General features: G+C 62.7%; 23 protein-coding genes and 1 pseudogene. 14 read left to right on the forward strand and 10 right to left on the reverse strand.

Annotated features, from left to right (window positions below):
- Window positions 1-56: 56 nt before the first annotated feature.
- The 3 genes and pseudogenes from CR152_RS02895 to CR152_RS34795 all read right to left on the reverse strand — a co-directional run.
- On the reverse strand, window positions 57-1,292 hold the full coding sequence (locus CR152_RS02895; RefSeq protein WP_099873594.1) for a pyridoxal-dependent decarboxylase, exosortase A system-associated: 1,236 nt from the start codon (window positions 1,290-1,292) through the stop codon (window positions 57-59).
- Window positions 1,289-2,377: an acyl-CoA ligase (AMP-forming), exosortase A system-associated gene (locus CR152_RS02900; protein WP_307718561.1), complete on the reverse strand. Its 1,089-nt coding sequence runs from the start codon at window positions 2,375-2,377 to the stop codon at window positions 1,289-1,291. The genes CR152_RS02895 and CR152_RS02900 overlap by 4 nt, the downstream gene beginning before the upstream one ends.
- A gap of 158 nt (window positions 2,378-2,535) precedes the next feature.
- Window positions 2,536-2,874 (reverse strand): annotated as a pseudogene (locus CR152_RS34795) (AMP-binding protein); the annotation flags it as partial.
- Between the two features lie 246 nt (window positions 2,875-3,120).
- On the opposite strand from CR152_RS34795, the gene CR152_RS02905 reads away from it, so the two are divergent.
- The 10 genes from CR152_RS02905 (at window position 3,121) to CR152_RS32645 (ending at window position 11,153) form a co-directional block, all read left to right on the forward strand.
- On the forward strand, window positions 3,121-4,449 hold the full coding sequence (locus tag CR152_RS02905; protein ID WP_099873595.1) for a putative O-glycosylation ligase, exosortase A system-associated: 1,329 nt from the start codon (window positions 3,121-3,123) through the stop codon (window positions 4,447-4,449).
- On the forward strand, window positions 4,446-5,492 hold the full coding sequence (locus CR152_RS02910) for a polysaccharide deacetylase family protein (protein WP_229413265.1): 1,047 nt from the start codon (window positions 4,446-4,448) through the stop codon (window positions 5,490-5,492). Before CR152_RS02905 ends, CR152_RS02910 begins: the two co-directional genes overlap by 4 nt.
- A gap of 119 nt (window positions 5,493-5,611) precedes the next feature.
- The gene (locus CR152_RS02915) at window positions 5,612-5,857 is read left to right on the forward strand and encodes an acyl carrier protein (RefSeq protein WP_099873596.1); all 246 of its coding nucleotides are present in this window, start codon (window positions 5,612-5,614) and stop codon (window positions 5,855-5,857) included.
- Window positions 5,857-6,732, forward strand: a complete 876-nt coding sequence (locus tag CR152_RS02920; protein WP_099873597.1) for a hydrolase 2, exosortase A system-associated — start codon at window positions 5,857-5,859, stop codon at window positions 6,730-6,732. The genes CR152_RS02915 and CR152_RS02920 overlap by 1 nt, the downstream gene beginning before the upstream one ends.
- A complete protein-coding gene (locus CR152_RS02925; protein ID WP_099873598.1) occupies window positions 6,719-7,576 on the forward strand; it encodes a hydrolase 1, exosortase A system-associated in 858 nt (285 codons plus the stop codon). The genes CR152_RS02920 and CR152_RS02925 overlap by 14 nt, the downstream gene beginning before the upstream one ends.
- 35 nt (window positions 7,577-7,611) lie before the next feature.
- Window positions 7,612-8,238, forward strand: a complete 627-nt coding sequence (locus CR152_RS02930) for a tetratricopeptide repeat protein (protein WP_099873599.1) — start codon at window positions 7,612-7,614, stop codon at window positions 8,236-8,238.
- Window positions 8,239-8,292: 54 nt separating this feature from the next.
- On the forward strand, window positions 8,293-9,504 hold the full coding sequence (locus CR152_RS02935) for a VanZ family protein (protein WP_099873600.1): 1,212 nt from the start codon (window positions 8,293-8,295) through the stop codon (window positions 9,502-9,504).
- A 163-nt stretch (window positions 9,505-9,667) separates the two neighbouring features.
- Window positions 9,668-10,363, forward strand: coding sequence for a tetratricopeptide repeat protein (locus tag CR152_RS02940; RefSeq protein WP_099873601.1), 696 nt, complete (start codon window positions 9,668-9,670; stop codon window positions 10,361-10,363).
- A 105-nt stretch (window positions 10,364-10,468) separates the two neighbouring features.
- The gene (locus CR152_RS02945; RefSeq protein ID WP_099873602.1) at window positions 10,469-10,849 is read left to right on the forward strand and encodes a hypothetical protein; all 381 of its coding nucleotides are present in this window, start codon (window positions 10,469-10,471) and stop codon (window positions 10,847-10,849) included.
- Between the two features lie 61 nt (window positions 10,850-10,910).
- Window positions 10,911-11,153 (forward strand): hypothetical protein, encoded by a 243-nt coding sequence (locus CR152_RS32645; protein ID WP_157778301.1) that lies wholly within the window; start codon window positions 10,911-10,913, stop codon window positions 11,151-11,153.
- Window positions 11,154-11,272: 119 nt separating this feature from the next.
- Here the strand turns inward: CR152_RS32645 and CR152_RS02950 are convergent, their stop codons facing one another.
- Together CR152_RS02950 and CR152_RS32650 are read right to left on the reverse strand one after the other, a co-directional pair.
- Window positions 11,273-13,162, reverse strand: coding sequence for a KfrB domain-containing protein (locus tag CR152_RS02950; RefSeq protein WP_157778302.1), 1,890 nt, complete (start codon window positions 13,160-13,162; stop codon window positions 11,273-11,275).
- Between the two features lies 1 nt (window position 13,163).
- Window positions 13,164-13,757 carry a hypothetical protein gene (locus tag CR152_RS32650; RefSeq protein WP_157778303.1) on the reverse strand — a complete coding sequence of 198 codons (594 nt, stop codon included), beginning with the start codon at window positions 13,755-13,757 and terminating at the stop codon, window positions 13,164-13,166.
- Window positions 13,758-14,210: 453 nt separating this feature from the next.
- On the opposite strand from CR152_RS32650, the gene CR152_RS02955 reads away from it, so the two are divergent.
- Together CR152_RS02955 and CR152_RS02960 are read left to right on the forward strand one after the other, a co-directional pair.
- Window positions 14,211-14,471 (forward strand): hypothetical protein, encoded by a 261-nt coding sequence (locus tag CR152_RS02955; protein WP_157778304.1) that lies wholly within the window; start codon window positions 14,211-14,213, stop codon window positions 14,469-14,471.
- Between the two features lie 25 nt (window positions 14,472-14,496).
- The gene (locus tag CR152_RS02960) at window positions 14,497-14,823 is read left to right on the forward strand and encodes a hypothetical protein (RefSeq protein ID WP_099873605.1); all 327 of its coding nucleotides are present in this window, start codon (window positions 14,497-14,499) and stop codon (window positions 14,821-14,823) included.
- A gap of 101 nt (window positions 14,824-14,924) precedes the next feature.
- On the opposite strand, the gene prsR is transcribed toward CR152_RS02960, so the two are convergent.
- The 5 genes from prsR to CR152_RS02985 all read right to left on the reverse strand — a co-directional run bounded on the left by prsR (window position 14,925) and on the right by CR152_RS02985 (window position 22,340).
- Window positions 14,925-16,295, reverse strand: a complete 1,371-nt coding sequence (gene prsR, locus CR152_RS02965; RefSeq protein ID WP_099873606.1) for a PEP-CTERM-box response regulator transcription factor — start codon at window positions 16,293-16,295, stop codon at window positions 14,925-14,927.
- Between the two features lie 16 nt (window positions 16,296-16,311).
- The gene (gene prsK / locus CR152_RS02970) at window positions 16,312-18,387 is read right to left on the reverse strand and encodes an XrtA/PEP-CTERM system histidine kinase PrsK (RefSeq protein ID WP_099873607.1); all 2,076 of its coding nucleotides are present in this window, start codon (window positions 18,385-18,387) and stop codon (window positions 16,312-16,314) included.
- 82 nt (window positions 18,388-18,469) lie between these two features.
- Window positions 18,470-19,876 carry a TIGR03013 family XrtA/PEP-CTERM system glycosyltransferase gene (locus tag CR152_RS02975; RefSeq protein ID WP_099873608.1) on the reverse strand — a complete coding sequence of 469 codons (1,407 nt, stop codon included), beginning with the start codon at window positions 19,874-19,876 and terminating at the stop codon, window positions 18,470-18,472.
- 67 nt (window positions 19,877-19,943) lie between these two features.
- Window positions 19,944-21,005, reverse strand: coding sequence for an SDR family oxidoreductase (locus CR152_RS02980; protein ID WP_099873609.1), 1,062 nt, complete (start codon window positions 21,003-21,005; stop codon window positions 19,944-19,946).
- 42 nt (window positions 21,006-21,047) lie between these two features.
- On the reverse strand, window positions 21,048-22,340 hold the full coding sequence (locus CR152_RS02985; protein ID WP_099873610.1) for a nucleotide sugar dehydrogenase: 1,293 nt from the start codon (window positions 22,338-22,340) through the stop codon (window positions 21,048-21,050).
- Window positions 22,341-22,998: 658 nt separating this feature from the next.
- Here CR152_RS02985 and CR152_RS02990 point away from each other — a divergent pair.
- Both CR152_RS02990 and CR152_RS02995 read left to right on the forward strand, forming a co-directional pair.
- Window positions 22,999-24,036 (forward strand): SRPBCC family protein, encoded by a 1,038-nt coding sequence (locus CR152_RS02990; RefSeq protein WP_099873611.1) that lies wholly within the window; start codon window positions 22,999-23,001, stop codon window positions 24,034-24,036.
- Window positions 24,033-25,208, forward strand: a complete 1,176-nt coding sequence (locus tag CR152_RS02995) for a zinc-dependent alcohol dehydrogenase (RefSeq protein WP_099873612.1) — start codon at window positions 24,033-24,035, stop codon at window positions 25,206-25,208. Before CR152_RS02990 ends, CR152_RS02995 begins: the two co-directional genes overlap by 4 nt.
- Window positions 25,209-25,284 lie beyond the last annotated feature (76 nt).

The raw sequence follows: 25,284 nt of genomic DNA on the forward strand, positions 1-25,284 counted from the left end.
TCATTGCACTCCTCGCGCTTGCGTTGGTTTTATTTTGTTGGTTGCGGATTATGGCATCAGACCAGCACTTCCAGCGCCACGGGATGGCTCAGGAAGGCGACCGGGCTGGCGGACAGGCCGTAGGCGCCGGACTGGAACACGACCACCAGGTCGCCGACTTCGGCTTTGGCCAGCGACATCTGGTCGGCCAGCAGGTCGAGCGGGGTGCACAGCGGGCCGACCACGGACACGGTTTCGCGTTCGTCGGCGTTCATGCGGTTGCCGATGGCGACCGGGTAGTTCTTGCGGATCACCTGGCCGAAATTGCCCGATGCCGCCAGATGGTGGTGCAGGCCGCCGTCGGTGACCAGGTAGACCTGCCCGCGCGACTCCTTGCGCTCGATCACGCGGCTGACGTAAATGCCCGCTTCGGCCACCAGGTAGCGTCCCAGTTCGATCACGATCTCGGTGTCGGGCAGGTCGCGCCGCACGTCGGGCAGGATGCGCTTGAGGTTTTCGCCCACGGCGGCCAGGTCGAGCCGTTCTTCGCCGGGGAAGTAGGGAATGCCGAAGCCGCCGCCGATGTTCAACGTGCGCAGGGGACCGGGCCAGTGCGCGGCCAGGCGGATCGCCAGCGCGAAGGTTTTTTCGTGCGCGTCCTGGATCGATGCCGCCTTCAGGTTTTGCGAGCCGCTGTAGATATGGAAGCCCTGGAAGTCGAGTTCCAGTGCGCGGATGCGCTCCAGCATGGCGGGCACGCGTTCGGCGTCGACGCCGAACTGCTTCGGTCCGCCGCCCATCTTCATGCCGGACGATTTGAGTTCGAAATCGGGATTGACGCGCACCGCCACGCGCGGCTTGATGGACAGGCGCCGGCCGATGACGGCGATGCGCTCCATTTCCGCTTCCGACTCCATGTTCAGCACCACGCCGGCGGCAATCGCGCAGCTCAGGTCCGTGTCGCTTTTGCCGGGACCGGCGAAGCTGACCAGGTGCGGCGCCATCGGCGTGTCGAGCGCCACGCGCTGTTCGCCGCCGGAGGCGATGTCGATGCCGTCGACCAGGGTGGCCATGTGCTGGACCACGGCCGGCATCGGATTGGCCTTCATGGCGTAGTGCAGATGGATTTCCGGCGGCAGGTGGCGGCGCAGCAGTTCGACCCGCTCGGTCAGCTTGGCGCGGTCGTAGGCGTAGAAGGGCGTGCGTCCGACCCGTTCGGCCAGGCGCGTGAGCGGCATGCCGCCGATCTGCAGGCAATCGCCCTCGACCTCGAATTGCGCCAGCGGCGCGTGTTGGGGACGTGGGACGCTCATTGGCTTGCTTCCATAAACAACTGTTCCATTTGCACGCTCAAGAGCTTGCGGTCGATTTTACCGTTCGGGTTGCGCGGCAGGCTCTCGGGCGAGATGATCACGCGCGCCGGCAGCATGTAGGCCGGCAGGTGCGGCTTGCAGGCCGCCAGCAGGCCTTCGGGGCTCAAGGCACTGCCTTCCTTCGGATGCGCGACGACGACGATGGCCTGGCCCAAGGTGGGGTGGGCCAGGCCGATGGCGGCCGCTTCGGCCACGCCGTCGCGCGCGTAAATCACTTCCTCCACTTCCGACGGGCTGACCCGGTAGCCCGAGGTCTTGATCATTTCATCGTTGCGGCTGATGAAGTACAAGAAGCCTTCTTCATCCTTGCGCACCGTGTCGCCCGACCACACCGCCATTTCGGTCAGGGTCAGGCCGTGGTGGGTCGATACCACCGGCTTGAAACGCTCGGCGGTCTTGGCGCGGTCGTTCCAATAGCCCAGCGAGACGAGCGCGCCGCGGTGCACCAGTTCACCAGCTTCGCCGGGATCGCACTCGGTACCGTCGGCTCGCAACACCATCACTTCGGCGTTCGGAATCGCCTTGCCCATCGAATCGGGGCGGCGATCCAGCTCGGACGGCGGCAGGTAGGTGGAGCGGAAGGCTTCGGTCAGGCCGTACATCAGGAACGGCTGGGCGTTCGGCAGCGCGCGGCGCAGCGCATCCAAGGTGGGGCGCTGCATGGCGCCGCCGGAATTGGTGAGGTAGCGCAGGGTGCAGTCGGCCGGCCACGGCAGGGGCGCGATCTGGATCCACAGCGGCGGCACCGCGGCCAGGCCGGTGATGCGCTCCGCTTCCACGGCTTTGAGAATATCGCGCGCCAGCAGGTGGTTGATCAGCACCGCGGTGGCGCCGACACTGAAGGCCGTGGTCAACTGGCTCAGGCCATAGTCGAAACTGAGCGGCAGCACGGCCAGGAGGCGGTCGGCCGGGGTGTTTTCCAGGTAACTGGCCACGCTGTTGGCGCCGGCCACCATGTTGCGGTGCGAGAGCACCACGCCTTTCGGCTTGCCGGTGCTGCCCGAGGTGTACAAAATCGCCGCCATGTCGGTATCGATATTGCGCGCGGGGGGGCGGGCACGGCGGCGGCCAGGGCGGCGTCCCAGGCCAGCACGTTGATGCGTTCGAGCGCGGGCGCGTTGTCGGCATTGCCGGTGACGATGACGGTCTGCAGGTCCGGGCAGCCGCCCAGGGCGGCAGCGAGCAATTTCAGGCGGTCGGCCGAGGTGACCAGGATGCGCACATTGCAGTCGGCCAGGATGTAGGCGACCTGTTCGGGCTTGAGCAGCGGATTGACGGGCACGAACACGCCACCGGCGGCCGCGGCGCCGAACATGGCGGCCACGTTCTCGATGTTTTTTTCAAGATACACCGCAAGCCGCTCGCCACGGCCCAGGCCGAGACCGAGCACGGTTGTCGAGACTTGCTGTACGGAATCCGCAAGTGTTGCGTAATCCAGACGGCGGCTGCCATAAACGAGCGCCTCCGCTTGTGGGGTGCGGCCGGCAGAGCGGAAGATGAAGTCGTGGATCAAGTCACTCATTGAAACCTTGCGTACGGCTGAAAGCCAAAACGTTGCTGTTCGGGACGAAAAGGGGGCGACTTGCGCCAAGTACTGACGCTAGCCAAATTGTGCGGAGAACAATTTTGCTCTGCAAGCGATATTTGGAGGAAGTTCAAGTACAATCTTACCACTTGAACACTAACAATATCAATTACATATTACTTAAGCGAATCCGCCACGGCCGCTTATCCTGATACCTTAGCCTAATTCTTAACCAGATCGTCCATGAGAGACCTAGTCATTACGCTGGTTGTTTTCGGCTCGCTACCGTTTATCCTGAAGCGCCCGTATATCGGCGTGCTGATGTGGGTATGGATCAGCGTGATGAACCCGCACCGGCTCAGCTGGGGCTTTGCCTATTCCTTTCCGTTCGCCGCGATCATCGCCGGCGTGACCCTGATCGGCCTGCTGGTCACGCGCGATCCCAAGAAGCTGCCCATGACGCCGATCGTGTGCACCCTGATGGCGTTCAGTGCCTGGATGGGCATCACGACGATTTTCTCGATGTGGCCGGACGAATCGGTGGTGATGCTCAACCGCGTCTCGAAGATCATGCTGATGACCTTTGCCACCATCATGCTCATCAAGACCCAGAAACAGGTACAGCTGCTGATCTGGGTCCTGGTCGGCTCGCTCGGCTATTACGGGGTGAAGGGCGGCATCTTTACCGTGATGACGGGCGGCGGCAGCATCGTGTGGGGGCCGCAGGGCAGCTATATCGAGGGCAATAACGAAGTCGCGCTGGCCTTCATCACCATCATTCCGATCATGTTCTACCTGTATATGTCGGCGGAAAAGAAGTGGATCCGCTGGGGCATGGCGGCGTCGATCATGCTGTGTTCGTTTGCCGCGCTCGGTTCCTATTCGCGCGGGGCGCTGGTGGGTATTGCCGCGATGCTGTTTTTCCTGTGGCTGAAAAGTCCCAAGAAAGTGTTGCTGGGCGGCTTGATGGTGCTGATGGTGCCGTTCGCCATCGCCTTCATGCCCGATAAATGGTCCACCCGCATGGAGACCATTAATACCTACAAGGAAGACAGTTCGGCCATGGGACGCATCAATGCCTGGTATATGGCATACAACATGGCCAAGGACCGTCCGCTCGGCGGCGGCTTCGAGATTTATAACCGTACCGCTTTCGAGCTGTACGCGCCGGTGCCGGAGGATGTGCACGCCGCCCACAGTATTTATTTCCAGGCGCTGGGCGAGCACGGCTTTATCGGGCTCGGCATCTATTTGTTGCTGGCTTTCCTGACCTGGCGCAAGGCGTCCTGGATCGTGCGCGTATCGGCGAAAAGGGAGGACTTCAAATGGGCCGGCAACCTTGCCCGCATGATCCAGGTCAGCCTGCTCGGCTTCGGGGTGGGCGGCGCCTTCCTCAGCCTGCTGTATTACGACGTGCCCTACTATCTGATGGCGGCGGTGGTGAGTACCGGCTACATTATCGAGAAAACGCTGGCGGCCGAGGCGGCTGCCGCCAGGGTGGCCGCGCGCGATGCGGCCCGGGCCGCGCAGACCGAGGCCCACGCCCAGGCGCACAGTGCGGCCGCGCCATGACCCTGTTGACCACGAAAGAGCATTCCATGCCGCACCAGCGCACCGATCGCTTCGACCCCGCGCCTGCCGGACCGGCCTGGGCCGGCATGGCCAGCCACGCCATGCGCCACCTGGGTTTTTTGGGCAGCGCGCGCCAGCGCCTGTCGATCCTGATCTTTCACCGCGTGCTGCCGCAGCAGGATGCGATTTTTCCGGACGAGGTCGACGCGCGCCGCTTCGATGCGCAGCTGACCCAGCTGAAACAGTGCTTCAATATCATCTCGCTGGCCGAGGGCGTGCGCGGCTTGAAGGCCGGCAAGCTGCCGCCGCGCGCGGCTTGCATCACCTTTGACGATGGCTATGCCGACAATGCCGGGATCGCCCTGCCGATCCTGCAGCGGCATGGCGTGCACGCGACGTTTTTCATCGCCAGCGGCTTCCTGAACGGCGGGCGCATGTGGAACGACACGGTGATCGAGCTGATCCGCCGCGCGCCGGAGCGCATCGATTTGCGTGCGGCCGGGCAGGGCGAGTTCGTGCTCGATACGGTGGCCAGCCGGCAGGCGGCGATTTCGACCCTGCTGAACGCGCTCAAGTACCTGCCGCTCGACGAGCGCCTGCGCCAGGTGGCGGCGCTGTGTGCGCTGGTGCCGGTCGCGCTGCCGGACGACCTGATGATGACGTCCGACCAGGTGCGCGTGCTGCACCGGGCCGGCATGGACATCGGTGCGCATACGGTGAACCATCCAATCGTCGCGCGCATGGATGCGGCTGGCGCGCGCAAGGAAATTGCCGACGGCAAGGCCGCGCTGGAAGCGATCATCGGCGCGCCGGTGCGGCTGTTTGCTTACCCGAACGGCAAGCCGGGACAGGATTACCTGGCCGAGCATGTGGCCATCGTGAAGGAGCTGGGGTTCGATGCGGCGGTGTCGACCTCGTGGGGCGCGGCGCGGCCGGGCGGCGACCTGTTCCAGTTGCCCAGATTCACGCCGTGGGACCGCGGCCAGTTCCGTTTCATGCTGCGCATGATGCAAAATTTGCGGTGCAATGGCGATACGGTGTAAGGCGCGCGCGCACGCCGATGGCGCTCTGGACTGTTTATCCGGCCGCCGTGTAACATGTCGCGACCTTTCCCGCCATTGGCGCAAGCGACGCGATCAGCATTCATTTATCTAGGATTTCCATGTATCTCGAAGACATCAAAACCATCCTCACCGACGTGCTCAGCCTGGGCGATGCCGGCAAGGAACTGAACGAACAATCCGCCCTGCTGGGCAGCATCCCCGAGCTCGACTCGATGGCGGTGGTGAACCTCATGGCCGCGCTGGAAGAGCATTTCGGCATCACCATCGACGACGATGAAATCAGCGCGAGTACCTTTGAAACGCTGGGCAGCCTGAATGCGTTCGTGAAGCAAAAACTGGCCTGATGACTGTCCATCCCAAGCCGCCCGGCGCCGAGCCCTTCTTTCTCCAGACGGACTTGGGACAACGTTTCTGCCTGTTCCATCCGCCCGCCGGGCCGCGCTGCCACGGCGCGGTCCTGTACGTGCATCCTTTCGGCGACGAAATGAACAAGGCGCGCCGCATGGCCGCCCTGCAGGCGCGCGCGCTGGCGGCGCAAGGCTACGGCGTGCTGCAGCTCGACCTGTATGGCTGCGGCGACAGCAGCGGCGAATTTGCCGAGGCCCGCTGGGAAATCTGGAAAGACGACCTGGCCGCCGGCTGCGACTGGCTCTCGGCCCGCCTGTCGGCGCCGCTGACCCTGTGGGGACTGCGCCTGGGCGCCTTGCTGGCGCTGGACTATGCGCACGAGAACACGCGCCACCCGCTCGCGCAACTGGTGCTGTGGCAACCGGTGCAAAGCGGCGCCACCTTCCTGACCCAGTTTTTGCGCCTGCTCACCGCCAACGCCATGCTGGCCGATGGCGCCGACGCCAAAAAGCCCAACAAAAGCACCGGCACGGCCGCCTTGCGCGCCGCGCTGCTCGGCGGCGAGATGCTCGAAGTGGCAGGCTACGACATCGCCCCGGCGCTGGCCGCCGCCATCGACAGCCGGGACGCGGCCAAGCTCGCGCCCCTCGGTTGCCCGGTGCACTGGATTGAAACCTCGGCCGCGGCCGAGCGGCCGCTCACGCCCGCCGTGCTGCGTCTGGCCGATGGCTGGCGCGAGGCCGGGGTCGACCTGCATTTGCAGCAAGTTACCTGCACGCCGTTCTGGTCGACCCAGGAAATCGCCGAGTCGCCCGAACTGCTGGCGGCCACGTCGGCCCTGTTTCAGGGAGCGCCGCATGGACTATCGTGAAGACGTGCTCAGCTTCGACTGCGGCGGCGATGCGCTGTTCGGCATCGTCAGCGTGCCCGCGCAGATAGCCAGGCGCGCGGTGCTGATCGTGGTCGGCGGGCCGCAATACCGGGTCGGCAGCCATCGCCAGTTCACCACGCTCGCGCGCGCTCTGGCGGCGCAGGGAGTCGCCTCGCTGCGCTTCGACTACCGCGGCATGGGCGACAGCCACGGCGCCATGCGCGACTTCGAGGCGGTCGGCGAGGACCTGCGCGCCGCCGTCGACAACCTGTTCAAGGCCCTGCCCGGCGTTGAGGAAGTGGTCATCTGGGGCTTGTGCGACGGCGCCTCGGCGGCGATTTTCTACGCCGCCGACGATGCCCGCGTGACCGGGCTGGTGCTGCTCAACCCATGGGTGCGCACCAGCGGCGGCCATGCCAAGGCCACCATCAAGCATTATTACCGCGCCCGATTGTTTGACCCGGAACTGTGGAAAAAGATCCTGCGCGGCCAATTCAATGTGGCTGCCGCGGCCGGCTCGTTCGTGCGCATCGCCGGTGCCGCGTTCGGCAACGGCAAGGGCGGCGCTTCCGGCGCCTCCGCTGGCGCGCCGGCATCGCTGCCCGACCGCATGCAGGCCGGGCTGGCGCGCTTTCGCGGCAAGGTCCTGTTGATCATCAGCGGCGCCGACCTGACCGCGCAGGAATTTCTCGACACCGCCGCCGCATCCGACAAGTGGCAGGGCTTGCTGGCCGCGCCGCATGTGTCGCGCCAGACCTTGCCTGAAGCGGACCACACGTTTTCGCGCCGCGTGTGGAAAGACCAGGTGGTGAACTGGACCGGCGACTGGCTGCGCTCGTGGTAAGCGCGGCTGCCTTCATGCCAGATAAAAGGATATCGATGAAACTATTGCCTTACCTGTTAGCCGGCACCGTGCTGCTGACCTCGACCGGCGCCCAGGCGCTGAACTATTGCGGCGAACTGAAAAATCACTACGGCCCGCTCGACTACCGCAAGCGCGGCCAGGTCAACCTGGAAATCGTCGAGGGCGCCCATTTCACGCCGGAAGTCGAAGCCGGCATCAAGGGCAACACCAGCTATCTCGGCGGCGATCTCGACTACACCCTGCGCGCGATTCCCAACCATGCGCGCGCCCTGGCCACCCTGGCCATGGTCAGCTTGCGCGACAAGCAGGTGAAAGTGCCCGCGACCAAGTGGCCGGTGGAATGCTATTTCAACCGCGCGATCCGCTTCGCGCCGGATGACGCCGCCGTGCGCGCCACCTACGGCAGTTATCTGCTCTCGCTCGGCAAAACCAACGAAGCGGTGAATATGTTTACCACCGCGGTGGAACTGCAGCCGGAAGACCCGACCATCAATTACAACGCCGGGCTGGCCTACCTCAGGAAGAAAGACTACGACAAGGCTCGGCTGCACGCCAAGAAGGCCTATGAACTGGGCTTTCCTTTGCCGGGGCTCAAGAACAAGCTGGTCGCAGCGGGCAAGTGGGACGAGCCGGCGCGATGACGGGCGTGCCGCCGCAGCGCCGCCCACGACGCGGCCAGGGCTGAGGCGCACCCGATGCGCCGCCTGGTCCTGCTCTTTGTCGTCCTGATCGTCTACGGCAGCCTGTATCCGTTTGCCGGCTGGAGCGAGCCCGGCGCGCCCCTGTTCAGCTTCCTGTTTGCCGGTCACGTGCGCGTGGAAAAGGCCGACCTGGTCCAGAACGTGCTCGCCTACATGCCGTTCGGCCTGTTCATGGTGGCTTGGCTGATGCGCAGCACGCGCTTTGGCGTGGCGCTGGTGACGGCGGCCGTGGCCGGTGGCATGCTGAGCCTGGTGATGGAAGCGATCCAGCAATTCCTGCCGAGCCGGGACGCCTCGCGTATCGACCTGGTATTGAATATTGCCGGCAGCATGGCCGGCGGCGTGCTCGCATCCCTGCTGCGTGGCGAAACCCTGGCCGGCCCGCGCCTGGCCGCTTTGCGCGCGCACTGGCTGCGGCGCGGCACCTTGCCCAACCTGGGGCTGGCGGCGCTGGCGCTGTGGGCCTTGTCGCAAACCAGTCCGCTGGTGCCGACCCTCGACATGGGGCAGCTGCGCCACGGGCTGGGGCTGCTGTACCGCTCGCTGCAGCAGCCGCAGGCGATGCAGGTGGCGCAGGTGCTGACCTACGCCTGCTATCTTGCCGGCCTGGGCATGGTGGCGCGCACCGTCACGCGCGAAGGCAAGCCGGCCTTGCTGCTGTTCGGTTCGCTGGTTGCCTGCGTGCTCCTGCTCAAGATCATCATCGAAGGGCGCCAGCTGTCGCTCGAAGCCATCGCCGGCGCATTCGCCGCGTGGATGTTTTTGCTGCTGACCAGCCGCATGCGGCGTGCCGCGTGGATCGGCATCGTGCTGATCGGCGCCGGTTTCGTCATCAGCGAAATGGCGCCGGGGCCGGATGGGATGATGTATGGTTTTAACTGGATTCCGCTGGTGGGGCAGATGCGCTCGCTGTCGGGGCTGCAGAATATCCTCGACATCTTCTGGCCGTTTTTTGCGATGGCGTATCTGGCGCGCCTGGCGACGCCGATCGGGCACCGCCAGCCGGTGGTGGTGATCGGCACCGTGCTCATAGGCGCGGTGGTATTCTGGCTGGAGTGGTCGCAGCAAGGCTTGCCTGGACGCTTCGGCGATATCACGCAGGTGCTGCTGGCCTGTGCCGGATGGGTGATCCCGTGGACGTTCGCGGGGCCGGATTTTTTGGTGGAGGTGGCTGGAAAAAAGACGGCTGCACGCGGAGCATATTAATCAGTTTCACAAAGTTCCGGCTGCGATTGTCTGCGATATGTGGCCGTCAGTCGCGCACGGGAAAATAATGACAAACAAGCTATTAATCTTCCTATAATATAGCGACGGTCAGCAATATAGCTGTCCGAGTATATTTCGCTCATGGTTTTCAAGGAGTAACTGCATGCCGAATAATGAAGAAACAGAACAGCAGTATGTTAGCGATGATCTCCAGCTCGCCGGGCGCGACGCGGCCCTCGAACCGTTAAGGCTGGCGGCCGAGAGCGGTGACGCAGAGGCTCAGGTGGAATATGCGAGGACCTTGCATCAATCCTTTGACGATCCGGATGCAGCCTTTCCATGGATGGAGCGCGCCGCCGAGCAGCAAAATCCGGATGGTTTGTACGGATTGGCCCTGTATTACAACAAAGGCTGGGGCTGCGTCGCCAACCCGGAACTGTCCTTTACCACCATGCGAACCGCCGCCGAGGCTGGCAATGCATGGGCCCAATTCGACCTGGGCTTGTACTACATGAAGGGCTACGGTTGCCAGGCCGACATGGCGAAGGCGGTGGAATGGATTTCCAAAGCGGCCGAGGCCGGCCTGGCGCAGGCCCAGTACGAAATGGGTGTGCTGTATCTGAATGGCGAAGGGATGCCGCAGAATCTCGGCGAATCGCTGGCGTGGTTCATGAAGGCTGGCGAGCAAAACCATCCTGATGCGGTCTTCTATATCGGCGCGGCTTTCTACGACGGTTTGGGCGTGGAAAAAGACCCGGTCAAAGGCATGGAAATCATGCGCGATGCCGTGCAAATGGGTTCGTACATCGGACAACAGTACATTCACAAATTCGAAGAGCGTAGCTCCGCGCCTTCCTGATTTGCGCCTGCGTCAAAGGGCCGGTCTCCACTTTATCAGGCGGCCGCGCCCCATCCATATCCTGTTGGGCGCCAATACGGCCGTTTTCTGCTTTTCGCGGGCCTTATGGACTCATTAAAAAGGACGCTGGCTCGTCTGGGCGACCTGCACGATGCACGCGTACAGGCGATCGTCTGGGATATCGCGGCCGGTACGCTTGAGTTCAAGTTCGCCGATATCCACGCTAATCTGCTCGGCTTGCCGGATTATCCTGGTCTGACCCCCGCATCGATCATCCTGCGCGAGATTGGCGACGTCGCCTTCGCTATGGAGAGCTGTGCACGCGATCAATATATTTCCGAGTTTTCCGTCAGCCAGGCTGGCGGGGGGTGGCGTGCGGCAGTTTTCTTTCGCTCCAATGGAAAAATCACGGCAACATATCGGTCTGCGGATTTCCCGGATGTCAGTGTCCTTTCACTTAGCGCGTCCGTGAGCGAGGCGACATGAGCAGATTGACGATTCAGGTGGTCGGCGACGATGGCATTGAAGAGAAGGTCTTTTCAAACGCGTGCTCGATACCTATGATGATGTGGATTTTTCTGCATTGGTCGTGGATGCGTTGCATGGCGCAAGGGCGGCACTTGGTCTTGCTTCGCTTTCGCTACTGAAAGCATTTTCGCCGCGAGTCTGTCTTTTACTCTACGCGGATGGGGAGCGTTTGCGTCCAGTACTCAATTTCAGCACTGAAGCCATCCTGGCCCTCGCGGAAGCGGAATCGTCTTTCGACTTCGATCCTTACATCTATGAGTAGTGTCCGGGCTGGCTTTGAGTGACATTTAATCCGCACTGACGGGGGCGAACCTGCCCGTTCGCGAGCTCTGCAACGCCATGCGCGTGGTGGCGGTACGCGCCTGACATTTTGGACCCTCTTTAACGCTGTTGGCCGGCTGCTCGCTCGGGCGCCATGTCGCTCATCTGTGCGCGACCGTCGTGATACGCAATCAGAATCGGTTTGTCCTGGACCGGGATGCCCGGCAAGTCGCGCAACTCGTGCGCGATGAAGGCTTTCTCGCCCACCGCCTGGACCGCGTGATAACTGGTCATGGCCGTCACCGGTCCCGTGTGCTTGCTGTCGGCCGCGGCAGTCCTCACTTCGGCGCTGTCGCCGCGTTGCGCACGGGCTGCCGTGGTCGCCTGTTCAAGGCTGTGATCGACCGACCGGGCCAACGCCTTGTCGACTTGGTCCTTTACCGCCGGCAAGCCTTCGCGGACATGCAATTCGTTGAAGTCGGCCATCTTGCCCGCCGTCTTGGATTCCGGAAAGGCAATCCCGACCTGGTGCTTCTCCGCCGCCGCGGTCGCCTTCTCGACGCCGGCATGGTCCGCCATGATGTGCACAGGGACGGTCGGATGGCGCGACTTCACCGAGTCGACCACGGCGTCCATGTTGCGCACATCGAAGGCCACCACCACCGGTTTTCCGGTGGCCTGGTGAAGCGAGGCGCCGCTTGCGTAACCTTCAGCCACCAGCACATCGTTACCCGGCTTGATGTCGCCGATGATGTGCATGTTGCCAACCCTGCGGCCGCCTTTTTCAAACGTCGCGCCGCCATCCTCGCCGGGCTGGATCGTCTGCGCCGACCAGATCTTGCCATCGATGTCGCGCAGCGGAACGACCACCTTGTCGCCATCGAACTTGACGCCGTGCCCATCGATCTGCTTGCTCGCCAGATAGGCATTGCCTCCCGCCGGAGGCGTATCGGGTAGTCGCTCGAATTTCTCCATGGTCTTCGCAGCGACGTTATTGTATTGCTCGGAAAGCTCGGTGCCGCGCTGCTGCCGGGCATTCTGCGCATCGACCGCCAGCTGGCTTTGCTGCTTGCTCGACAACGCCACCCCGTCCATGCTCCAGTCTTGCTTGACGCCACTGGCGAAATTGCTGATGTGTCCGTGCGGATGGCCGTCGAGATGACCGGCATACGCGCCGTCGCGGTTGCCCGGCAATCCGCCCGCGACGGGCACGCGCTGCAAGGTGCCGTCCATGACGGGCGAATCGTTCAGCGCCAGACCGGCTGCCTGAATCTGCTTGCCGAACGCGGCCGGTGCGTCCGGTATCGGGCGCCGCTGGCTCTCGGCCGGGTCCGTAGCGGGGCCAGGTTGATTCGGCTGAGGGGGCTGAGGCGGACTGAGGGTTACTGGTTTCTCGGTAGCCTTGTCCGGCTTTACATCCTTGTATGGATGCACCGATCCGAAACGTGGCGCATCAGTAGTGGGCTCGAATCGCGGTCCGGTCTCCAGCTGCCCGTTGGCCCCGACTTGCACCCAAACCTTGCCGGGGATCGTATGGGCCGTGACATTTTCCACTTCAACCTTGCCCCCTTTGTAGTTTCCCCGCGTCACTTCCCCCAAGTCCCGCGCGACAGCATCGGTGATGATGACCGCCGACTTCTCCGCCATATCCTTATAAATCCCGGCTGAAACTTTCTTTTGGGCTATCATATCCGGATCGACGGCGTGGGCTGCTTCATGCAGAAATACTGATGCTGATGATTGAACGCCTTTGATATTGCCGGTATTATCGCTCACCATCGTGGCTTCATTGGGGTTCCAGATGATTGTGTGTGCCGGGCGGCCGTATCCGGAGTCGGGGTTATCACGTGTTGGAAACAGTACCTTGGCGTGGCTTGCGGCTGCCGCTTCCAAAACGCCAATGGCGATCGGATTTCCAGTGGACTGGAGATAAATCAGAGCGCTTTCTAGTTTTGCAACATTTTCCGGCGTGGGATTGAGTATGGTAAAACTGGATGCAGTGACCGTCATGTTATTTCGCTCCAGCTTCATCAGGTTCAGGTACGGTCTTGGGAATATCTTTTACCGGAGCGCTTTTCTCGCTGTCGCAATAATAGTTTGGCTTTGTCTGCTGAAGCGTTGCAGTAAAAGCACGCAATTCCTTTTCAAACATGGGGCTCGATAATATCGCAGTGCGGTCGTTGTATTTGCCCCGCATACCCGCATTCAGCTCTGAAGCGTTCAGAATGATTTTCCGGACTTCTCCATCTGTTCGGTGGAGATAAACGCCTACGCGCACATCCATCTGATGAGGAGCTGGGTGTTTCGCAAATTTTCCACGCTCAAGAATACTTATTAAGGTGGACAGGGAATCTGCTTCGGTTAAAATATATTCGCACGAAATGATAGGCAAATCACTTTCTTTTCTCGCGAGGTTGAAGGTCCACTGTTCAGGACCGATATAAATAACAGCCTTCGCCACGTGCCCGCGCAGAGCTGCGATGTCGTTCGAAATTCGGGATTTTTTGGGGTTGGCTGCAATTGCTTGCGGTGATGCGAGAGTTGATAATATGGCTATTGTGGCCAATGCCGATTTCAATGACGCCAGTACGGAATGGTTTTTCATTCGTCAAGTGCTCCTGTTTGTAATTTTTATACTTGGTATTATTGCCGGGGTTGATCAACTGCTTCAGGTGCGTAAAAATAAATGCGGTCGCGGTGGGTCGCGCCGTCGTCCCGGCCGAGAGATTGCATCAACCTTTTTATCCGGCAGGGGCGTCGCTCTATTTGAATCATGTCGGCTCGCGATCGGCTCAACCAAAGGATGAGCAATTGATTCAACGAGTCTGCACAATCATTGATATTTTATCATTTTAATTGTCTGTCAGTACACTGTTTGCGGGTGTGCGGATTTGCCTGGACGTGGCGTAAGCATGCGGCTCCGGGCTGGCGCACAAATGTCGCTCACCAGTTTTTCTGAGACAATCCTTGCAGCATATGTCGCTGTCCTATTGGTAAGCAACAGGAACACGTCCATATCGGCGCTTTGTGCATTCTGCTAACCAGGTTATTTTCAAACATGACATTTTCAACGGTATTTTTCTGCTTGTTGGCGGCAAGGGTCGTCTCTGACATGGCAAGCCTGCTTAGTGAGCATCCCATTTTCGATATCATCTCGGGAGCGATCGTTCTGCTCGGCGCCGCTATCTTGCTGGCTGTGGGCGTGCGCGACCCATTCGGCTACGTCGCCTTGGTGATGGCTGGGTACTGGATGGTCTGTGGCGTGATGGGATTGTTGAAGCGGAAGCGCCAAAACGCCATGCTCGCCAACGCGCGTTAAACATCGATTTGCTACAGTCTTCGCCATGACTAACAAACCTGGTACGTTTGAATGGCTCATCATCACGGCCTCAACCGTGCTGTTCCTTGGCCTCGCTTTTTACGTTTTGCGCGTATTACCGAGCGGCGAGCTCGGCGACAAGGAAAAGTGGCGCGTGCTCCAGTATGTGGAATCGGTGTACCGGGGCGATCCACCGCCCGCCGCGCCACTGTACATTCCCGTATCGTCCGACCTGACTTACGCGGCACTTGGCATGCCCACCGGTGACACAAGGTGGCCGTATGTCTGGATACTGCCGGGCGATGACGATGCCGGCGATCCGTCAAGCGGATGCCCGCCGCGATGCCGCTGACAGTGACATGCGGCCAGATCGGCAAGCCCGCCGCGGCCGTAGCGATCGGGCGCCGCATGCTGGCCTTTTTGGAAGAGAACTGCCTGCCCCGCGTGAGCGCCCTACGCGCCCGCCGCCGCCGATTTGATCGCGTGCCGGCTCATCAGGTCGTACAAGGTCGGCCGGCTGATCCCCAGCAACTCCGCGGCCCGCACGATGTTGCCATCGACCCGCGCCAGCGCCTTGACGATGGCCGCATACTCGGCTTCGTCGCGCACCTGGCGCAGGTTGATCGGCTGCTCCGGTTCGGCCGAGGCCGACAATCCCAGATCGTCCGCCGTAATCTGCGGCCCGTCGGCCATGATGATGGCGCGCTTGATGCAGTTTTCCATCTCGCGCACATTGCCCGGCCACGGGTAGCTTTCGATCACGCCGATCGCTTCCTGGCTGAAATGCAAGTTCGGCCGCGATTCCTGCGCGCAGAACTTGTTCTTGAAGTGGTGCGCCAGCAGCGCCGCGTCGCCGACCCGGTCGCGCAGCGGTGGAATGGTGACCACGATTTCCGACAGGCGGTAGTACAAATCTTCGCGGAAACGCCCGCTGGCCGACAGGGCTTTCAGATTCTGGTGCGTCGCGCACACGATGCGCACATCGACCGCGATTTCTTCATGCCCGCCGACGCGCTCGATCACGCGCTCCTGCAAAAAGCGCAGCAATTTGGCTTGCAGCGACATCGGCAGATCGCCCACCTCGTCGAGGAAGAAAGTACCGCCATGCGCCAGCTCGACCTTGCCCTTGGTCTGCTTGACCGCACCCGTGAACGCGCCTTTTTCGTAGCCGAACAGTTCGCTCTCGAGCAGATTCTCGGGAATCGCCGCGCAATTGATCGCCATGAAGCGCTGGTTGGCGCGCGGACTCAACTGGTGCAGCGCGCGCGCCAGCACTTCCTTGCCGGTGCCGCTTTCGCCCAGCACCATCACCGACGCCGACGTCGGCGCCACTTTTTCGATATTGCGGCACACGCGCTGCATGCCGGCGTCGCGGCTGATCACGCCGCTCAGCGGCGAATCGGCCTGCGACTGGCGCATGCGGCGGTTTTCCTGCTGTAGCGCGTGCAGATAGAAGGCGCGCTGCACCACCAGCCCCAGCATCTCGGGGTCGAACGGCTTCTGGTGGAAGTCGTACGCGCCCAGCCCAATCGCTTCGACCGCGTGCGCATGGTTCTGGTTCCCGGTCAGGACGATGACCTTGGTGTCCGGCGCCAGCGCCAGGATCTGGCGCAGGGTGGCCAGGCCTTCGGTGGCGCCGTCCGGATCGGGCGGCAAGCCCAGGTCCATGGTCACCACCGCCGGCTCGTGGCGGCGCACCTGGGCCAGCGCGGCGTCGCGGTCGCCCGCCACCACCACCTCGTAGGCATCGAAGCACCAGCGCAGCTGCTTTTGCAGGCCGGGGTCGTCTTCGATGATGAGCATCTTCATTTTGTTCTGGGTCACAGCGATCCTCTGGCCGTCATGCGGCTTTGTCGACAGTTTGAGTGTCCTGCTGGCATAGCGGCAGGGTGATTCTGAATGTGGTGCCTTGCGGCGGCGTGCTGCTCACCGTCAGGCTGCCGCCGAGCTCATGGATGTACTCGCGGCTCTCGAAGGCGCCGATGCCCATGCCGGCCGATTTGGTCGATTCAAACGGCTTGTACAGGCGCTCGCGGATGAATTCTTCGCTCATGCCTTCGCCGGTGTCGCGGATCTCGATGATAACCGAATCGTCCGCGCGGCTGAGCGTGATTGCCACCTGGCCCTCCTTGGGCGTGGCTTCGATCGCGTTCTGGATCAGGTGGCCCACCACCCGTTCCAGCCGCTCCCAGTCGGCCACCACGCGCAGGCGCGGCTCGGCGACCGTGAGCAACGGACGCGGCTCGAAGGCGGCCTTGTTGGCGACCGCCTGGACCAGCAGTTTTTCGATGGACAGCGGAGCAGGGCGCTCCTGCGAGGCGCTGCGGCTGAGCTTTTGCAGCATCAGGCGCATCTTTTGCACCGACAAGGTCACCGTTTCAAGCATGTCGCGCTGGAACTCCGGGTTGTCCTTGTGCTTTTCGGCATTGGGAATGAGCAAGCCCAGCTGCGACACCAGGTTCTTCAGGTCGTGCACGACAAAGGTCGACATGCGGTTGAAGGACTCGAACTGGCGCGCCAGCATCAGGGCGCTGGCCGCTTCGTGTTGGGCCAGGTAGCTGGCGGCCTGGCTGCCGGCAATCTTGAGCAGGTCGATCACTTCCCAGTTCAGGGTGATCGCGCTGCGCGGCTGCAACAGCAGCATGAAGCCGAACAGGCGGCCCTGCAGCATCAGCGGCACCACCAGCCAGCCGCGCGGAAATTTATTCAGCCACTCGGGCAGCACCAGGCCCTCGTACTTGTCGGGGTCTTTGCTGAATTCCTGCAGGTCGACCACCCACTGGCGCGATTCCAGGAAGCGGCAAAAGGCCGAGTCGTCCGGCTCGGACGGCGCGCTGTCGGGCAAATGCCAGCTGGCCACCGGTTCGCACTGGCCCGCTTCGCGCCGGATCCACAGCATGCCGCCCGAACTTTCCACCAGCTCGCCCACCGCTTGCAGGGTGCGTTCGCCCAGGTTGGGACCGGCTTCGGACAGGGTGCGGGTAAAGCGCAGCCATTCTTCGCGGTAGTCGTAGTTGTAGCTGTAGAAATGCTTGCTGATGAACACTTTCAGCCAGGAGCGGAAGGTGCCCGAGAACAAAATGCCGGCCAGCAGCACCAGCGCGCCGAACAGGAAGGCCATCTGCATCAGCGAGCCCCACTGGCCGCCGAAGTAGCGCAAATAATAACCGGCCGCGCCCATGGCCAGCAGGTACGCCGCGGAGCCGAACAGGGCGGCCGAATGGAACAGCAGGCGGCGGGAGACGGCAATGTGGGTCGACCACGATGCGCTGCGCGCCACCGAGACCGCGATCAGGGGCGCGGTCAGGGCATTGACCACGCCGCGCGCGGACCAGATCTCGGGATTGACCTGGCGCATCAGCAAGGCGTTACTGTACAGATAGAAATCGTAGACGAAGATGCCGCCGATGCCGAGGCAGGCGAACTTGATGGCCCAGCGTTCCTGCACCGGCTTGTTGCGGTACAACTGTTCGACCAGCAGCATGCCGAGCACGGCCATGCCAATGCGCGCCATCACGCCCAGGATGCCGCTTTGCTGGCCCAGCACGGCGGGAAAGAATTCGGACAAGACCTTGTCGCCCAGCACCAGCACATACAGTGCCGCGACCGCCGGCAGGGCCGGGGTGCGGCGCAGCTGGCGCCAGCTGGTGCCCTCGAAGTGGCCCAGCAGCGACAGCAGCACCACGGTCCAGGCGCCGTTGCGCGCCACTTCCAGCAGTTCGCCGGCCCAGTTCTGGGGCAGGGTGCCCCAGGCCTGGGCCGCCAGCGCGCCGCCCCACAGCACCGTCAGGGCGCAGGCGCTGGCCAGCACCGACGCATGCTGGCGGCTGCGCCAGCGCGTGAGCAGCACGGCGCCGAGCAGCGCAAACGCGAGCGCGGCAATGGAATAGCTAAAGGTAGCGATGTTGGTCAGCATTCCGGTCCCGTCGTCTTTCCGGTGTGGATCGAATTGCCGGACGAGGCCGGCGCAGCCGCCCGCCGCAAGGTGCAGGCCGCGGTCAACGCCCGTGACTGCCCATGACGACCTTGAGGGTATCGATCAGGATCAGCAGGTCGAGGAACAGGCTGTTGTTTTTCACATAATACAGATCATACTGGAGCTTTTGCACCGCGTCATCGACAGATGCGCCATAACCGTAGCGCACCTGGGCCCAGCCGGTGATGCCGGGCTTGATGCTGTGGCGTACGTTGTAGTAAGGAACCTGCTCGGTCAGCTGCTCGACGAAGTACGGCCGCTCGGGACGCGGACCGACGAAGCTCATCTCGCCCTTGAACACGTTGAGGATCTGCGGCAACTCGTCGATACGGCATTTGCGGATGAAGTTGCCCACGCGCGTGACGCGCGGATCGTTCTGGGCCGCCCACTGCGGCTTGCCGCCCTTTTCGGCGTCGTTGTACATGCTGCGGAACTTGAGCACCTTGAAGGTTTCGCCATTGGTGCCGACCCGTTCCTGCTGGTAAAAAATCGGGGCGCGGTCTTCGATGAAAATCGCCAGCGCGGTCAGGAACATCACCGGCAGGGAGACCACCAGCAAGGTGCCGCTGACCACCAGGTCGAAAGTGCGCTTGACGAAAATGCGGATGAAGCTCTGGTCGAAACCGCCGCCGAAGACCAGCCAGCTCGGCTGCAGCGAATCGACCCGGATCTGGCTCGTTTCGCGCTCGAAAAAGGTGGCGGCATCGATCACTTTCACGCCGTACAGTTTGCACTCGAGCAGTTCCTTGATCGGAAAGGCGCCGCCGCGGCGGTTTTCCACCGACACCACAATTTCCTCGACGTCATGGCGCCGCGCCAGGGTCAGCAGCGATTCGCCGCCGCGCACTTCCAGCAGGGTCGAGGCCGGCACGCGCGATTCTTCGGACGGCATGGCGATGAAGCCGGCGATTTCGTAGCGGTGGTAGACCTGGTCGCGGTTGGCCAGTTCGCGGCATTCGTTGGCCAGGGCGCCGCCGCCGACGAACAGGATGCGCGACTCGAACTTGCGCGCTTCGGATGTCTTGAGGAAAATCGTGCGCGCCACAAAGATGCCGCCGGCCCCGATCATGAACACCAGCAGCATGATGCCGCGCCCGAAATACAGGTTCGGCGCCACGTAGAACAGCAGTGTCAGAATGCAAAAGCCCATCGCGAACGAGGGCAGCAGCTTCTGGAAGAAGGGATTGCGCAAGCCTTCGGTCAGGTTGAGCTGGTACATGCCGAGCGCGCTCATGCTGAACACGATGGCGATGGCATAGGCGATCGCCGACACCAGGAAATTGTCCAGGCCCGGCGGCAGCGTGGTCTTGCCGTCTTCGTAGACGCGCAGCGCCGCGCCCGCGTACGCCGAACCGATCAGGATCAGCACCTCGACAAACAGCAGCACGAACACGACGCGCGATACATAGTGATTAGAAATCCGAAGCATTTTCCACCCCTGGACAGGAAAAGTGGCGTTGCATGGCGGGCGCGGATGGCACCCTGCCGCAACGCTTTTAGTTGTTATAAGTCAAATTCCGGATGTACCATGCCATGGCTTGCCGCATGCCCTCGCCGATCCGGTGGGTGGGGGCAAAACCGAGCAGCTTGATCGCTTTGGAAATATCGGCCTGCGAGTGGCGCACATCGCCGGCGCGGAAAGGCGCGTACTGCGGCTGATGGTCGCGCACGTGCGGAAACTGTTCTGCCAGCAATTCGCACATCATCGCGTGCAGCTGGTTCAGGCTGGTGCGCTCGTTGAGCGCGACGTTGTAGACCTGGTTGCTCGCTTCGGGGTCGTCGGCCAGGGCGGCCAGCAGATTGGCCTGCACCACATTGTCGATGTAGCAGAAGTCGCGGCTGGTTTCGCCATCGCCATTGATGAACAGCGGCTTGTTCTTGATCAGCGCGGCAATCCATTGCGGGATCACGGCGGCGTAGGCGCCATCCGGGTCCTGGCGCGGGCCGAACACATTGAAGTAGCGCAAGCCGATGGTCTGGGTGCCGTAGCAGCGTCCGAACACTTCGGCGTACAGTTCGTTGACATACTTGGTGATGGCGTAGGGCGACAGCGGGCTGCCGATCTCGTCCTCGACCTTGGGCAGGGCCGGATGGTCGCCGTAGGTCGAGCTGGAAGCGGCGTACACGAAGCGCTTGACTTTGGCGTCGCGCGCGGCCACCAGCATGTTCAGGAAACCGGTGACGTTGGTATCGTTGGTGGTGATCGGGTCTTCCATCGAGCGCGATACCGAGCCGAGCGCCGCTTCGTGCAGCACATAGTCGGCGCTGGCCACGGCCCTGGCGCAATCGGCGGGCACGCGGATATCGCCGCGGATGAAGGTGAAGTTGCTCCAGGCGGCGCTGCCGACCAGTTCGCGCACCTGGTCCAGGTTGTGCTGGTGGCCCGTGGCGAAGTTATCGAGGCCGGTGACCTTCTGGCCCAGCCGCAGCAGCGCTTCGACCAGGTTCGACCCGATGAAACCGGCCGCGCCCGTAACCAGCCAGTGGCTGCGGTGCGCGCGCAAGTGCTGTTGAACCTCGATAAATTTACCCACGGCCGACTCCAGTTTCTTATTCATGCTGCATACAAGGAAGCGCCACCGGGCGCTCCCCAGGCACCCCTACAGGCGCCAGACGGAAAAACCGGCGGCGCGCAAGGCGTCCTGGTCGAACAGCGATTTGACATCCATGAAGCAGCCGCCCTTGTTCAGTTTGGCCTGGAGGTCGGACAGCGGACGCGCCAGCAACTCCTGGTGCGAGACCGCCGCGATGATGGCGTCGGCCTGCGGCAGACGTTCCCAGCTTTCCAGTTCCACGCCGTACTCGTGCATGGCTTCGGCGGCATCGGCCACCGGATCGTGCACGTGCACCTGCACGCCGTAGGTTTGCAGTTCGGCGATGATATCGGCCACCTTGGAATTGCGCAGATCCGGGCAGTTTTCCTTGAACGTCAGGCCGATCACATTCACCTTGGCGCCCTTGACGTTGAAACCGGCCGCGATCATCGACTTGACCGTCTTTTCAGCCACGAACTTGGCCATGCCATCGTTGATGCGGCGCCCCGCCAGGATCACCTGCGGGTGGTAGCCGATCATTTCGGCCTTGTGCGTCAGGTAATACGGATCGACGCCGATGCAATGCCCGCCCACCAGGCCCGGGCGGAACGGCAGGAAGTTCCATTTGGTGCCGGCGGCCTTCAGTACTTCGAGCGTATCGATGCCAATTTTATCGAAAATGATGGCAAGTTCGTTCATCAGCGCGATATTCAAGTCGCGCTGGGTGTTCTCGATGACCTTCGCCGCTTCCGCCACTTTCACGCTCGACGCCCGATACACGCCGGCCGTGATGATCGATTCGTACAGCTTGGCCACTTCATCGAGGGTGGCGTCGTCGTCGCCCGAGACCACCTTGAGGATGGTGGTCAGGGTATGTTCCTTGTCGCCCGGATTGATGCGCTCAGGGGAAAAGCCGACGTGAAAATCCTGCTTCCACTTCAGGCCCGAATGCTGCTCGAGGATGGGAATGCACACTTCCTCGGTCGCGCCCGGGTACACGGTGGACTCGAAAATGACGATCGCGCCCTTCTTCATATGCAGGCCGACCGTTTTCGTGGCGCCGGCGAGCGGGGTGAAGTCGGGATTGTGGGCGATATCGACCGGGGTCGGCACGGCCACCACGATGTAATCGGCGCCGGCAATGGCGGCAGGATCGGCGCTGACGGTCAGGTGCTGCGCGGCGCGCAACTGTTCACTGTTCAGTTCACCCGTAGGGTCGATGAAGCGCCGATAGCTGTCGATCTTGCTGGTCGACAGATCGAAACCGATCGTCGTGCGCTTCTTGCCGAATTCGACAGCCAATGGCAGGCCGACATAACCCAGGCCAACGACGGCCACTACTTTTGCTGCTGCTTCCATCTCGGATTCCCTGTTTAAAACGTATTTTGTTATTATAGCAACTGAATTACGCCAGCATAATTTCCTTGAAAACATCGGTGCGCTGGCTCACTTCGCCTCTCGGCCACGGCAGCCTGTCCCGGGCGCCGCCCGATGTTTATATGGAGCGACTCCGGGCCGGCAAAATTGCACGCGGCACAAGTCGCCGACCAAAAATAATGATCGGAACCATATGCTTAGGAATATACACTCTTTCCTTGCGAAATAGCAAAGTTCGTTACAACTTAACTAACTTTATAAGAAATTTGTGTTGTTATTTTTATCTGTCCATGACAGGGTTGGTCATTCGCGGGAGCGGCGCGCCCGGACGCGTCCGGAGGCTGCGACCGAGGTCGCATCGGGTTCCGGAAAAGGCCGCATAAGACGGGCCTGAATCCCTATTGTAATGAGGTGCCATCGGCCTAAAAAAGTATTATTAGTAACTGTTGCGTTTTTGCCCCGACGATTTTTTTCGCATATACAGCTGCCTATTCAGCGTTCGTTTGCGCGTTCGCAAAGTGTGTTTCCAAGAATTTGAACATGACTCCCATGCGGGAACATCTGGCGCCCGGCGCGGCCTAATTTTCATGACCATCGGGCGTCGCCACCAGCGGCGCCGGCCATCCGCACAGGAGACGTCATGGAAACGAGCAGCGACACCAGCCGGCGCCAGGCGCGTCCCGGTTCTTGGCAATACCCGGGCGCCGCGCCCGGCGTGGACGACGACCAGGCCGCCGCCGATGGCGGGGAGCTGGCGCGCCTGACCGGCCCGCCGCGCGCCGCCCGCGAAGCGCGGCTCGGCATCGCGCTGGGGTGGCTCAGCATCGGCCTCGGGCTGGCCGGCCTGATGGCGCCGCGCTTCATGGCGCGCGCGGCCGGCATGCCCGACTGGCCGCATGTCATGCGCGTGGTGGGCATGCGCGAACTGGTCAGCGGCGTGGGCCTGCTGAACCGGCCCCACGACCAGCTGTGGCGCTGGTCGCGCGTGATGGGCGACGCCATGGACCTGGGCATTGTCGGCGTCGCCGCGATCCACCCTTATGCCAACCGGCGCCGGCTGGCGTCGACGGCGCTGGCGCTGGCCTCGGTCGGCGCGCTGGACCTGCGCGCCGGCAATCCGCCGCGCATCACGCCGTCCCATGGGGCGCTGACAGGGCCGCAGGGCGGGCAGCGGGTGCAGCACGCGGTCAGCATCCACCGTCCCGCCGGGGAGTGCTACCGCTTCTGGCGCGACCTCGCGCGCCTGCCGGAGTTCATGCAGCACCTCGAATCGGTCACCGTCATCGACGAGCGGCGTTCGCACTGGTGCGCCAGCGGGCCGGCCGGGCGCAAGATCGAGTGGGACGCCGACATCACCGACGACCAGCCGGGCCAGTTGCTGCGCTGGCGTTCGGTGCCCGGTGCCGATGTCGACAACGCCGGCAGTGTGCGTTTCATCCCCGCCAACGGGGGCCGCGCCACGGTGCTGCAGGTGCAGATGAGCTACCACCCGCCCGCCGGGCGCGCCGGTGCCGCGGTGGCCAGGCTGTTCGGCGAGGAACCCCTGATCCAGGTGCGCGACGACCTGCGCCGCTTCAAGCAACTGATCGAGACTGGCGAAATCCCCACCACCCGCGGCCAGCCGGCCGGCGCGCGCAGCCTCGTATCCACCCTGTTTGGCAAAGGAGCCGACCAATGAAAGCGACCTGCTGGCACGGCGTGCGCGATGTGCGCGTCGAACAGGTGCCCGACCCGGGCATCCTCAATCCGGGCGACGCGATCGTCAGAATCACGTCCACCGCCATCTGCGGCTCCGACCTGCACCTGTACAACGGCGTGGTGCCGGGCATGATGCAGGGCGACATCCTCGGTCACGAATTCATGGGCGAGATTGTCGAGATCGGCTCTAGTGTCAAGCGCCTCAAGGTGGGCGACCGCGTGGTGGTGCCGTTTCCGATCGCTTGCGGCCAGTGCTTTTTCTGCGAGCAGAAGCTGTTTTCGGTGTGCGAGAACTCCAATCCGAACGCCTGGCTGGCCGAAAAAATGTGGGGCCACACGACGGCCGGCATCTTCGGCTACTCGCATCTGACGGGCGGCTACGCCGGGGGGCAGGCCGAGTACGCGCGCGTGCCCTTTGCCGACGTGGGGCCGCTGGTCGTGCCCAGGGAACTGCCCGACGACAAGGTGCTGTTCCTGTCCGACGTGTTGCCAACCGGCTACATGGCGGCCGAGGCCTGCGACATCGTGCCCGGCGCGGTGGTGGCGGTGTGGGGCTGCGGGCCGGTCGGGCAATTCGCGATCCAGAGCGCTTACTTGCTCGGGGCCGAGCGCGTCATCGCGATCGACCATTATCCGGACCGGCTCGACATGGCGCGCACGGTCTCGCATGCCGAAACGCTCAATTTCGACGAGGTCGATATCGTCGACGCCCTGCGCGACATGACCGGCGGGCGCGGCCCGGATGCCTGCATCGATGCCGTGGGCATGGAAGCGCATGGCGCCGGCATCGGCTATGTGTACGACCGGGTCAAGCAGGCGATGCGGCTCGAATCGGACCGGCCCACGGCCTTGCGCCAGGCGCTGCTCAGTTGCCGCAACGCCGGGGTGGTGTCGGTGCCAGGCGTGTACGGCGGCTTCAGCGACAAGATCCCGTTCGGGGCGGTGATGAACCGCGCCCTGACCATCCGCACCGGGCAGTGCCATGTGCAGCGCTACATGCAACCCTTGCTCGAGCGGGTGGTCAACGGCGAGCTCGATCCGGCCTGCATCATCACGCATCACCTCGACCTGGACGAGGCGCCACAGGGTTACGCGATGTTCAAGCACAAGCAGGACCGCTGCATCAAGGTCGTCCTGCGTCCGGGTCACTGACGGCACGCTTGAGAGGGTGGCGGTGTCATGTTTGTCCACGGCCGGTATCGAATATCGCTACCGGCGAAGGCGTTTA

The organism is Massilia violaceinigra, from assembly GCF_002752675.1.
Lineage (GTDB): Bacteria > Pseudomonadota > Gammaproteobacteria > Burkholderiales > Burkholderiaceae_D > Telluria_A > Telluria_A violaceinigra.